At 63.0% G+C, this 11,779-nt stretch carries 10 protein-coding genes; 7 read left to right on the top strand and 3 right to left on the bottom strand.

What is annotated here, in order from left to right; all coding sequences use genetic code 11:
* Positions 1 to 23 precede the first annotated feature (23 nt).
* The 3 genes from NLX68_RS25055 (at position 24) to ggt (ending at position 3,363) form a co-directional block, all read left to right on the top strand.
* Positions 24 to 614, top strand: a complete 591-nt coding sequence (locus NLX68_RS25055; RefSeq protein WP_010226902.1) for an NAD(P)H-dependent oxidoreductase — start codon at positions 24 to 26, stop codon at positions 612 to 614.
* 67 nt (positions 615 to 681) lie between these two features.
* The gene (locus NLX68_RS25050) at positions 682 to 1,578 is read left to right on the top strand and encodes a LysR family transcriptional regulator (protein WP_254286282.1); all 897 of its coding nucleotides are present in this window, start codon (positions 682 to 684) and stop codon (positions 1,576 to 1,578) included.
* Positions 1,579 to 1,695: 117 nt separating this feature from the next.
* On the top strand, positions 1,696 to 3,363 hold the full coding sequence (ggt, locus tag NLX68_RS25045) for a gamma-glutamyltransferase (RefSeq protein WP_254286281.1): 1,668 nt from the start codon (positions 1,696 to 1,698) through the stop codon (positions 3,361 to 3,363).
* Positions 3,364 to 3,476: 113 nt separating this feature from the next.
* Here the strand turns inward: ggt and NLX68_RS25040 are convergent, their stop codons facing one another.
* Together NLX68_RS25040 and NLX68_RS25035 are read right to left on the bottom strand one after the other, a co-directional pair.
* Positions 3,477 to 5,396 carry a methyl-accepting chemotaxis protein gene (locus NLX68_RS25040; protein WP_254286280.1) on the bottom strand — a complete coding sequence of 640 codons (1,920 nt, stop codon included), beginning with the start codon at positions 5,394 to 5,396 and terminating at the stop codon, positions 3,477 to 3,479.
* A 209-nt stretch (positions 5,397 to 5,605) separates the two neighbouring features.
* A complete protein-coding gene (locus NLX68_RS25035; protein WP_254286279.1) occupies positions 5,606 to 6,490 on the bottom strand; it encodes a neutral zinc metallopeptidase in 885 nt (294 codons plus the stop codon).
* A gap of 200 nt (positions 6,491 to 6,690) precedes the next feature.
* Here NLX68_RS25035 and pcaH point away from each other — a divergent pair, with 200 nt between their 5' ends.
* Entirely contained in the window at positions 6,691 to 7,410 is a 720-nt protein-coding gene (gene pcaH / locus NLX68_RS25030) for a protocatechuate 3,4-dioxygenase subunit beta (protein ID WP_254286278.1), read from the top strand.
* Positions 7,411 to 7,423: 13 nt separating this feature from the next.
* Positions 7,424 to 8,029, top strand: a complete 606-nt coding sequence (gene pcaG, locus NLX68_RS25025) for a protocatechuate 3,4-dioxygenase subunit alpha (protein WP_254286277.1) — start codon at positions 7,424 to 7,426, stop codon at positions 8,027 to 8,029.
* A 126-nt stretch (positions 8,030 to 8,155) separates the two neighbouring features.
* Here pcaG and NLX68_RS25020 read toward each other — a convergent pair whose 3' ends face one another.
* Entirely contained in the window at positions 8,156 to 9,868 is a 1,713-nt protein-coding gene (locus tag NLX68_RS25020) for an FAD-dependent oxidoreductase (RefSeq protein ID WP_254286276.1), read from the bottom strand.
* A gap of 172 nt (positions 9,869 to 10,040) precedes the next feature.
* Between NLX68_RS25020 and NLX68_RS25015 the strand changes: the two genes are divergently transcribed.
* Both NLX68_RS25015 and NLX68_RS25010 read left to right on the top strand, forming a co-directional pair.
* Positions 10,041 to 10,817 carry an IclR family transcriptional regulator gene (locus tag NLX68_RS25015; protein WP_254286275.1) on the top strand — a complete coding sequence of 259 codons (777 nt, stop codon included), beginning with the start codon at positions 10,041 to 10,043 and terminating at the stop codon, positions 10,815 to 10,817.
* Between the two features lie 151 nt (positions 10,818 to 10,968).
* Positions 10,969 to 11,775: a sugar phosphate isomerase/epimerase gene (locus NLX68_RS25010; protein ID WP_254286274.1), complete on the top strand. Its 807-nt coding sequence runs from the start codon at positions 10,969 to 10,971 to the stop codon at positions 11,773 to 11,775.
* Positions 11,776 to 11,779: the final 4 nt, after the last annotated feature.

Raw genomic sequence — 11,779 nt, 5'->3', positions numbered from 1 at the left:
GATCGAACACAGATGAGGCGCCTATGAAAAAAGTCCTGTTGCTCAACGGTGGTAAAAAGTTCGCCCACTCCGATGGCCGCTTGAACGAAACCCTGCACGAAGCCGCGCTGGTATTCCTTGATCGCGCCGGGTTCGATGTGAAGACCACCTACATCGACGGCGGCTACGACAACGCCGAAGAGGTGCAGAAGTTCCTCTGGGCCGACGTCATCATCTATCAGATGCCTGGCTGGTGGATGGGCGCGCCGTGGACCGTCAAGCAGTACCTGGACGAGGTCTTCACCGCCGGCCACGGCAGCCTCTACGCCAACGATGGCCGCACCCGTTCCGATGCCTCGCAAAAGTACGGCAGCGGTGGCCTGATCCAGGGCAAGCAGTACATGCTGTCGCTGACCTGGAACGCGCCGCAGCAAGCCTTTGACGACCCCAGCGACTTCTTCGAAGGCAAGGGCGTGGACGCGGTGTACTTCCCGTTCCACAAGGCCAACCAGTTCCTCGGCATGAGCGGCCTGCCGACGTATCTTGCCGTGGACGTGATGAAACGCCCCAACGTCGAAGCCGCCGTGGCCGCCTACGAGCAGCACCTGGCCGAGGTTTTCCAGGCTCAAGCCTGATGAAGCCTTGCGCTGGCCGCGCCAAGCGGCTATCTATCACGGCTGTTGCCAGCCCTGGGGTACAGCCGTGAAAGCCAAGTCCGATGAATTGCAGGTGTTCGTCTCGGTAATCGAGTGCGGCTCGATTACCGCGGCTGCCGAGCAGGGCGGGCAAACGCCATCGGCGATCAGCCGGACCCTGTCGCGCCTGGAAACCAAGCTTGGCACCACCCTGATCAACCGCACCACCCGGCGCATGGACCTGACCGAAGAAGGGCGGTTTTTCTTCGAGCGGGCCAAGTCGATCCTGCAGCAGATGGACGAGCTCGAAGAGCATCTGTCGGTGCACCACCAGACGCCGTCCGGGCGCCTGCGCATCAATGCGGCCTTGCCGTTCATGTTGCACGCCATCGTCCCCTGGGTCGGCGAGTTCCGCGCGCTGTACCCGCAGATCCAGCTGGAACTCAACACCAGCGACCTGATCATCGACCTGATCGAGCAGAGCACCGACGTTGCCATCCGCATCGGCGAACTGGCCGACTCCAGCCTGCATGCCCGCGCGCTCGGTTGCAGCCCGTTGAACGTGCTGGCCAGCCCCGAGTATCTGGCCCGCCACGGCACCCCCGAACGGGTCGAAGACCTGCAAAGACATGCACTGCTCGGTTTCACCCAGACCGAAACCCTCAACCACTGGCCGTTGCGCCATGCCGAGGGCGACCGCCTGCTGATCCGCCCGGGCCTGTCGGCCTCCAGCGGTGAAACCCTGCGTGAGCTGGCCCTGGCCGGTGAAGGCATCGCCTGCCTGTCGCACTTCATGACCCATGAAGACATCCGCAGCGGCCGCCTGCAGGTAATCCTGCCCGAGCACAACAGCGGCTATCGCCAGCCGATCAATGCGGTGTACTACCGCAATACCCAACTGGTGTTGCGCATTCAGTGCTTCCTCGACTTCATTCAGAACAAGCTGGCGGTCTACGCCTGCTGATCACTCCATACGCGACAGCTTCTGTCTATGCGCGGCGAAATCCCCCACGGTGTTTGATAACTCGTCGGACATCAGCCTTAATGGCTGTTCAACGAAAACAACACTAAGGAAGCTCTCATGCGCGTTGTGATGTTCCGATCCCTGGCCCTGGGTGCCGCGATCCTCGCCAGTAACGCGGCTTACGCGGTGACCCTGGAGGGTGGCGCGGTGGCTGCACCTGATCAATATGGTGCACAGGTCGCCGCCGATATCCTGAAAAAAGGCGGTAACGCGGTGGACGCGGCCGTGGCGACTGCCTTTACCCTGGCGGTCACCTATCCTGAGGCAGGCAACATCGGCGGCGGCGGTTTCATGACCCTCTATGTCGACGGCAAGGCCTACTTCCTCGACTACCGTGAAACCGCGCCGAAGGCCGCCAGCCGTAACATGTACCTGGACGACAAGGGCGAGATCATCGAGAACCTCAGCCTTGTCGGTGCCCGCGCCGCTGGCGTGCCGGGCACGGTGATGGGGCTGTGGGAGGCGCATCAGAAATTCGGCAAGCTGCCGTGGGCCGAGCTACTGACCCCGGCGGTGGGGTACGCCAAGAGCGGCTTCAAGGTTGCGTCCAAGCAGTACCAATACCGCGAAGATGCCCTGGGCCTGTTCAAGGACAGCACCAACTTCAACGACTATTTCGGCAGCATGAAAGTCGGCGAGACCTTCAAGCAGCCGGAGCTGGCGCAAACCCTGGAGCGCATCGCCGACAAGGGCGTCAGCGAGTTCTACCAAGGCAAGACCGCTGACCTGCTGGTCGCGCAGATGCAGGCCGACAAGGGCCTGATCAGCAAGGACGACCTCAAGGCTTATAAAGCCGTATGGCGCGAACCGATGAAGATCGACTGGCGCGGCAACACCGTCTACACCGCGCCGCTGCCAAGCTCCGGGGGCATCGCGTTGGCCCAGTTGCTGGGCATCAAGGAAGCGCGCGCCGCCGACTTCAAGGGTGTCGAGCTGAACTCGGCGCGCTACATCCACCTGCTGGCCGAAATCGAAAAACGCGTGTTCGCCGACCGTGCCGACTACCTTGGCGACCCGGCGTTTTCCAAGGTGCCGGTGGAGCAGTTGATTGCCAAGGACTACCTCGCCAAGCGCGCCCAAGAGGTCAACCCGATCGCCATCTCGGAAACCGAGAAAGTCCGCCCTGGCCTTGAGCCGCACCAGACCACGCATTTCTCCATCGTCGACAAGGACGGTAACGCGGTCAGCAACACCTACACCCTGAACTGGGACTATGGCAGCGGCGTGGTGGTCAAGGGCGCAGGCTTCCTGCTCAACGATGAAATGGACGATTTCAGTTCCAAGCCGGGCGTGGCCAACGCCTTTGGTGTGGTCGGTGGCGATGCCAACGCGATCGAGCCGGGCAAGCGCATGCTCTCGTCGATGAGCCCGAGCCTGGTGACCCGCGATGGCAATGTCACCCTGGTGCTGGGTACCCCGGGTGGTTCGCGGATCTTCACCTCGATCTTCCAGGTGCTGAACAACCTCTATGACTACAACCTGCCGCTGGAAAAAGCCGTGGCTGCGCAGCGCGTGCATCACCAGTTGCTGCCCAAGGACACCATTTATTTCGATGCCTTTGCACCGCTTAACGGCAAGGTCGCTGAAGAGCTGAAGAAGATGGGCTACACCCTGGAAGATCAGGGTTGGGAGATGGGCGACATCCAGGCCATCCGCGTTAATGGCACGGCGCTGGAAACCGCTTCCGATCCGCGTGGGCGGGGAGTGGGGCAGATCGTTAAATAAGTGGTGAAGTTATCGCTGGCAAGCCAGCTCCCACAGGGTTCGGAGTCAACAGATCCATTGTGGGAGCCGGACTTGCCGGCGATGGGCTGCAAAGCAGCCCCGGCTTCAGCGGGTCAGACGCGGAAGTGGCTGACCATGGTCTGCAACTGGTTGCCCAGGCGCGCCAGTTCAACACTCGACGCTGCGGTCTCATCGCTGGCCGCCGCCGTCTGCTCGGATACGTCACGTACGTTCAGAATGCTGCGGCTGATCTCCTCGGCCACCGCGCTCTGCTGCTCCGCCGCCGCCGCAATCTGCTGGTTCATCGACTGAATGTTCGACACCGTGCGGGTGATGCTTTCCAGCGAGGCACCGGCCTTGCGGGTCAGCTCGACGCTGCTGTCGGTCAGGTTGCGGCTGCCAAGCATCACATTGGCGACCTGTTGGGTACCGCTCTGCAGGCCGGCCACCAGCTCTTCGATTTCTTCGGTGGACTTCTGCGTGCGCTGGGCCAGGCCACGGACTTCGTCGGCGACCACGGCAAAACCACGCCCGGCTTCACCGGCACGGGCCGCTTCGATGGCGGCGTTGAGTGCCAGCAGGTTGGTTTGCTCGGCCACCGACTTGATCACGTCCATGACGCTGCCGATCTTCTGGCTTTCCTGCTGCAGCAGGCCCATGGCTTCGGTAGAGCGGTGCACTTCTTCGGCCAGGCGTTCGATCTGGCTGATCGCTTCGGCGACAACCTGATCACCGGCACGGGCTTGGCTATCGGCTTCGGTGGCGGCTTCTGAGGCGTGCTCGGCGTTGCGTGCCACTTCCTGTACGGTGGCGGCCATTTCATGCATGGCGGTCGCCACCTGGTCGGTTTCAACTTTCTGGCTGTTGACCCCGGCGCTGGTTTCTTCGGTAACGGCCGACAGCTCTTCGGCGGCGCTGGCGATCTGCGTGACGCCGTCGCGGATGCCGGTGATCAGGTCACGCAGGGTCGAGCCCATGCGCTGGATGCCTTGTTGCAACACACCCAGTTCGTCGCGGCGGGTGACGCGCAGGTTGTGGGTCAGGTCGCCGGCGGCGATCTTCTCGACCACGGCCAGGGTTTCGCGCAGCGGGCGAGTGATCTGGCGGGTGATGATCACCGCCGCCAGTACGCCAACCAGCAGCGCCAGCAAGGTGGCAGTCAGTTGCAGGGAGCGGGCCTGGGTGCTTTCGCTGTCGCGACGGTCAAGCTGGATCTGGTACAGGGCGTCGCTGGTCTTGACGATGTCGGCACCTTGAACGGTCATTTCCTGACGCGCTACGGCGATATCGGCAGTGGCATCGCGGAACTGGCGCACGGCGTCACGGTAGGCCATGACGGCGGTTTCGAACTGCTTGATGCGCGCGGCTTCGCCTGGCAGCTGGCGGTTCAGGCTGGCAATTTCGGCCAGGGCGGTGTCGAGCTGACGCAAGGCCAGTTGCTCGGTTTCGCTGCTGATGTCAGCGATGTAGCTGCGCACGGCCAGGCGTACCAGCAGCAGTTGCTCCTTGGCCTGGGTGATAGTGCGGAACTGCTCCAGGCGGCTGGCGTCACCCTCGGGCAGCGCCAGTACGTCGCGGTTGATCGTTTCGATCAGCTCGATGGCGCGGGCCGCGGCCTGGTTCATCGAATCGCGTGCGGCCAGGCTGGTCTTGTAACCGGCGCGCATCTTGTTGATCGACACCTGGTATGCGCTGATGGTCTGGCCCAGGTCCTGGAGCAGCTTGATGTTTTCGGGGCTCTTGAAGTTCTTCAGCAGTTTTTGCTGCTGTTCGCTGAAGGCATTGAGCTTGACCTGGACGTTGCCGGCGGCGGCGTCATCGCCGTTGGTCAGCATGTACTGCAGGCGGGTGATGCGCAGGTTGGTCAGGTCGCTGTTGAGCTGGGTGATATCGCTCATCCAGTTGCTGCGATCGATCAGCCCGCCCAGGCTGTTCCAGCCGGTGAGGGCCAGCAGGCCGGTAAGCAACAGCACCAGGCCAAAGCCCAGGCCGAGTTTCAGGTTGACGCTGATGTTGGCAAACCAGCTATTCATGCAATCCCTCCAGGAACGTTGTGCTTCTTGATCCGAATCGGTGGAAGGTTGTTGTTGTTGATGGCCAGCCGATGTTCTGAGCAGGGTTTATCGGCGGCTTGCGCCGGAGCTGAAACGCTTTTTCAGCAAAAATGATCAGCGGTAGGTAACAGGGCGTTTCCGCGGCCAACCTGAGGTTTCAGGTGGCCGCGAAACCGTGGTGAGGCGGGTCAGAGCGTGCGTGCGTTGAAGGTGTCGCACTGGTTGATATCGCCTTTGGCGAAGCCGGTCTTGAACCAGCGCTGGCGCTGTTGCGAGGTACCGTGGGTGAACGAGTCCGGTACCACCCGGCCTTGGCCCTGCTGCTGCAGACGGTCATCGCCGATGGCGTTGGCGGCGTTCAAGGCTTCTTCGACATCGCCCGGTTCCAGCCAGTTCAGGCGCTTTTGCGCCTGGTAGGCCCAGACCCCGGCCAGGCAGTCGGCCTGCAGTTCCTGGCGCACCAGCAAGCCGTTGTCGCCTTCCATGCGCTCGCCACGCTGGCGTGCGGCCTGAACCTTGGCCGAGACGCCGAGCAGGGTTTGTACGTGATGGCCGACTTCGTGGGCAATCACATAGGCCTGGGCAAAATCGCCGGCGGCCGAGAAGCGCTGTTCCATTTCACGGAAGAAGCTCATGTCCAGGTAGACCTTCTGGTCCGCCGGGCAATAGAACGGGCCGACCGCCGAAGAGGCGAAGCCGCAGGCCGAGTTGATCTGGCCGCTGAACAGAATCAGGTTGGGGTCTTGGTACTGACGGCCGGCCTGGGCGAAGATGGCCTTCCAGGTGTCTTCGGTGTCGCCCAGCACGGACCGTACGAATTCCGCCTGCTCGTCGTTGGCCGGCGGCGCCTTGCCGGTGCCAGGGCTGACCGGTGCGGTCTGTTCCTGGCCCATCTGCCCGGCCAGCTGGCCGAGGATCTGCAGCGGGTCCTGGCCGGTGATCCAGCCAATCCCGACAATTAACAGGATCGCGCCGATGCTCAGGCCTTTGCCACCGCCGAAGCGCATGCCGCCGCCGCCCTCGCCACGGGCATCGACCACATTGTCGCTACGCCTGCCTTTTCGCCATTGCATGAGTGCTCTCCGGAGCTTGGAAACATGAGGACAAAGATTAGTTCACCGCACGGGGCTCTGTCAGATTCCTGATTTACACATAACCATTTGGTTATGTATGGCGCTGTTCTTTTCAGTATTCGCCGGGCCCTGCATACCGGAAACTGCAAGCTCGCCTGCCACGCCCAGGCCCTCCAATAATTCCAACACAGGAGAACGGCATGTCTGCGCAAGACAACAGTCGCTTCGCTATCCGTGATCGCAACTGGCACCCGAAAGCCTTCACCCCGGACTACAAGACTTCCGTCGCCCGTTCGCCGCGCCAGGCCCTGGTGAGCATCCCGCAGTCGATCAGCGAAAGCACCGGCCCGGATTTTTCGCACCTGAAATTCGGCCCCCACGACCATGACCTGCTGCTCAACTTCAACAACGGCGGCCTGCCGATCGGTGAGCGCATCATCCTCGCCGGCCGCGTCTGCGATCAGCACGGCACACCGATCCCGCACACCCTGGTAGAGATCTGGCAGGCCAACGCCGGTGGCCGCTACCGGCACAAGAACGACCGCTACCTGGCGCCGCTTGATCCCAACTTCGGTGGCGTCGGCCGTGCCCTGACCGACAGTGAAGGCTACTACAGTTTCCGCACCATCAAGCCGGGCCCGTACCCCTGGCGCAATGGCCCCAACGACTGGCGCCCGGCGCATATCCATGTGTCGATCAGCGGTCCGTCGATTGCCACGCGCTTGATTACCCAGCTGTATTTCGAAGGTGATCCGTTGATCCCGATGTGCCCGATCGTCAAGTCGATTGCCAACCCTGACGCGGTGCAGAGCCTGATCGCACGGCTGGACATGAGCAATGCCAACCCCATGGATTGCCTGGCCTACCGCTTTGACATCGTGTTGCGCGGGCAGCGCAAGACCCACTTCGAAAACTGCTGAGGAGGCGCTACCAATGCCTATCGAACTGCTGCCGGAAACCCCTTCGCAGACCGCCGGCCCCTACGTGCACATCGGCCTGGCCCTGGAGGCTGCCGGCAACCCGACTCGCGACCAGGAGATCTGGAACCGCATGGCGCGTGCTGATGCCCCGGGCGAACACATCCTGGTGTTCGGCAATGTCTATGACGGCAACGGTCACCTGGTGCGCGACTCGTTCCTGGAGTTCTGGCAGGCCGACCACAATGGCGACTACCAGGGCGACTTCGACCTGGAAAAACCGTTCAACAGTTTTGGCCGCACCGCCACGACATTCGATGCCGGTGAGTGGACCTTGCACACCATCAAACCGGGCGTGGCGAAAAACGCCGCAGGCGTGCCAATGGCGCCGCACATCAACGTCAGCCTGTTTGCCCGCGGCATCAATATCCACCTGCAGACCCGCCTGTACTTCGATGACGAGGCCCAAGCCAATGGCAAATGCCCGGTGCTCAACCTGATCGAGCAGCCACAACGGCGCGAGACACTGGTGGCGAGCCGCTGTGAAGTGGACGGCAAGCTGGCTTACCGCTTTGATATCCGCATTCAGGGGGAAGGCGAGACGGTGTTCTTCGATTTCTGATGCTTTCTTGGGGCTGCTTTGCAGCCCATCGCTGGCAACGCCAGCTCCCACAATAGACCTGCGTGCGCCCGACCTGTGGGAGCCGGCTTGCCGGCGATGGGCTGCGCAGCAGCCCCAAGAGCTCCCTCATTCGTACGTTGTCACCCCGGCAATATGCCGCCCGGCGATGTAACCAAAGGTCGCCGCCGGCCCCAGATTGATCCCGCCCGCCGGATAATGCCCGCCCATGATGCTGGCCATGTCGCTACCCACCGCATACAGCCCGGTAATTGCTTGCTGGTGCTCGTCCAGCACCTGCGCATTGGCGTTGGTCCTGAGCCCGGCAAAGGTGCCGAAGCAGCCTGGCTCGACTTTCACCGCATAAAACGGCCCCTGCTCGATCGGCGCCACGCATGGATTAGGCCCGTGCAGGGCATCGCCCTGTTTGCGGTTGTAAGGCGTCGAGCCGCGCCCGAACTGCGGGTCTTCGCCGTTACGGGCATGCAGGTTGTACTCGGCGACCGTCGCGACCAGGCCCTGAGCGTCGATCCCGCAGGCCCGCGCCAGGGCTTCGATGCTGTCGCCGGTTTTCAGGTAGCCGGACTTGATCAACGGCTGCACCGGTAAAGGAAATGGCCGGGAGATGCCCAGGCCATAACGACGCTGGAAGGCATGGCTGCAGATCAGCCACGACTCGACCTTGTCCCCGGGCGCCTGGGCGACCATGGCGCTGACGTAGTCGTAGTAACCGTCGGCTTCGTTGACGAAGCGCTTGCCGTTGGCGAGCACGCCGATGATGCCGGGCTTGGCCCGTTCGATGATGTGCGGGAAATGCCCAATGCTGCCGTCCTTGTGCGGCACCCGCGACACCGGCGCCCAGGCCACCGGGCTGTGCAGGTCATCGGCAACCTGGCCGCCAACGCTTTCGCCCAGGCGCAGGCCGTCGCCGTTGACGCCCAGCGGCGGCAGGGCCAGGTGCTCGTGGCCGGTGGGTGTGCGCGGGAACATTGCCTTGCGCCGCGCGATGTCGTTGGCAAAGCCGCCAGCGGCCAGCACCACCGCCTTGCGTGCATTTATACGTACCGGTCCGCGGGCGCTTTCAATCACGGCAGCGCTTACCCGGCCTTGTTCGTGGATCAACTGGCGAGCCGCGGCTGACTCCCAGAGCAACACCCCAAGGTCTTGCGCCGACTTGGCCAATCGCGCGACCAGTGCCACACCGTTGACCAGTTGCAGGGCCCGGCCGTGCGTTGCCAGGTCGAGCAGATGACGGCCAAAGCGCTTGCTCACATGCAGCAGCGAGCGCCAGGAACGGGTCAGGGTGAGGAAGGCGCCAAGATCCTTGCCGGCCATGATCGGCATACCCATGAACGAGGTTTCGCGCAGGGTTTTGCGCAGACGCTTGAGCAGCTTCTTACTCACCTGGCGCCCATCGTAAGGTGCCGCAATCACCGAACGCCCGCCGGTGCCGGCGCCAGGGGTATTGCCGTGGATATCGGCAATGCCATTGCCGTCGGCAAACTGCAGGGCGGTATGGCGCTCGAAGAACGACACCATGTTGGGCGCAGCTTCAAGGAACGCATCAACCATCGCTGCGTCGAAGCGTTCGCCCAGTTCATGTTCCAGGTAGGTGCGCGGCTGTGCGCGCTCCTCGATGATCCCGGCGCGCTGCGCCAGCGGGTTGCAGGGCACCCACATCCAGCCGCCGGACCAGGCCGTGGCACCGCCGAATACCGGGTCCTTTTCCACCACGATGACCTGTTCACCGTGCCAGGCGGCGGTCACCGCAGCGGCCAGCCCGGCGGCGCCTGAGCCGATGACCAGGACATCGCATTCAATGATCGGGGTGTCGACGGGCATGAGCAGCATCCTTCAAGCAGTTTTGTTGTATTTTGGAACTTGATTCCACATTCTATGGTTCGAGAGATTGCCCAGCCAAGGCGTGCCACGACAAAGTGGGCGAAGATCGGACAGTGATTTGCGCTTTCGCCGGGGCTCTTTAGAATCGGCACAAATTTCAGGGACCATGACCATGGCCGGCAGTCAGATCGAACGTGCGTTGAGCCTTCTCGAACGCCTTACCAGCGACCCGCGCGGGCTGCCTCTGCAGACCCTGGCCGAAGAGCTGGACATCCCCAAGAGCGCCACCCACCGCATGCTCGCCGAGTTGATGCGCCTGGGTTATGTGCGCCAGAACGTCGAGAGCAGCCGTTACCACCTGAGCACTCGCCTGGTGGCCATGGGCTTTCGCTACCTGGCCAGCAGCGGTGCCGATATCGTCCAGCCGATCCTTGATCAACTGGCGCAGCAGACCGGTGAACTGGTGCGCCTGGGGGTGATCGACGGTGAGCGCCAGACCTGGATCGCCAAGGCCCAGGGCGCCCGTTCCGGCTTGCGTTATGACCCTGACATGGGGCGTGATGCGCCGTTGTTCTACACCGCGTCCGGGCATGCCTGGCTGTCGAGTTTGAGCGATGCCCAGGCCTTGTTGCTGGTGGAGCGCCAAGGGATTGCCGACCCGGCGGACTTCGGCCCCAATGCGCCGAAGTCCAATGCCGAGTTGCTGGAGCGCCTGCGCATCGCCCGCGAACATGGTTATGCCTGGGTGGTGGAGAGCTCGGCGGTGGGTACTTCGGCCCTGGCAGCGGTGGTGCGTCACCCGCTTGACGGCCATGCGGTTGGGGTGCTCAGCGTTGCCGGGCCCAGCGCGCGGATGAGCGAGGCGCGCATGCACGAACTGGCGCCGGTGTTATTGGCGGCGGTGGCGGAGTTGTCGGCGGCGAGCCCTGCGTCCGAGTTGTTCGTTTAAAAGCATCGCTGGCAAGCCAGCTCCCACAGGTACTGCATACACCGAACCTGTGGGAGCTGGCTTGCCAGCGATGAGTGTCGTTTTTTCGCTTGCATTGAAATTGGAACTGGGTTCTAAATATTTCCAAATTCAACCCGCCGAGACAACAACAATGACGCAACGCGTGATGTCCCTCGCCGCCCTGACGGTACTCGAGCTGTCGCCTGTGGACATGGTCGAGGTCGCCGCCCGCGCCGGCTATAGCCATGTCGGCCTGCGTCTGGAGCCGGCCACGGCCGAGGAGCACCACTTTCCGCTGGTGGCCGACGCTGGCCTGCGTCGCCAGACTGCCGCGCGCCTGCGCGACACCGGCATCAAGGTGCTGGATGTGGAGATCCTGCGGCTCAAACCCGACACCCGCGTGGCCGACTTCGAGACCCTGCTGGCGGTGGGCGCCGAGTTTGGCGCCAGCGAGCTGCTGGTCGCCGGCAACGACCCCGATGAACAACGCCAGGCCGACAACTTCGCCGCCCTGTGTGACCTGGCCGGGCAATACGGCCTGCACCCACACCTGGAGTTCATGCCCTGGACCGACGCCAAGAACCTCACCCAGGCCTGGCGTATCGTCGAACAGGCCGGGCGCGACAATGGCGGGGTGTTGGTCGACGCCTTTCACTTCGACCGCTCGGCTTCCTCGCTGGAGGAATTGCGCCAGGTCCCGGCCTCGCGGCTACGCTATGCGCAGTTGTGCGACGTGGCCGGCCCGCGCCCGGACGACATGGCTGAAATCCTGCGCCAGGCGCGCAACGAGCGGCGTTTTCCCGGTGACGGCAATTGCGATTTGCCCGGCCTGTTGCGTAGCCTGCCGCAGAACATTGCACTGAGCCTGGAAATCCCTGTCCGCGACCAGGGCCTGAGTGCTTTGCAGCGGGCGCAGATGGCCCTGGACAAAACCTGTCAGCTGCTCCGTCAACTCTGAACCT

The sequence above is a fragment of the Pseudomonas sp. SBB6 genome, from assembly GCF_024213215.1.
GTDB classification, from domain to species: domain Bacteria; phylum Pseudomonadota; class Gammaproteobacteria; order Pseudomonadales; family Pseudomonadaceae; genus Aquipseudomonas; species Aquipseudomonas donghuensis.
The sequence above is the reverse complement of the archived record's forward strand: the minus strand, read 5'-3'. Positions and strand labels throughout refer to the sequence as shown.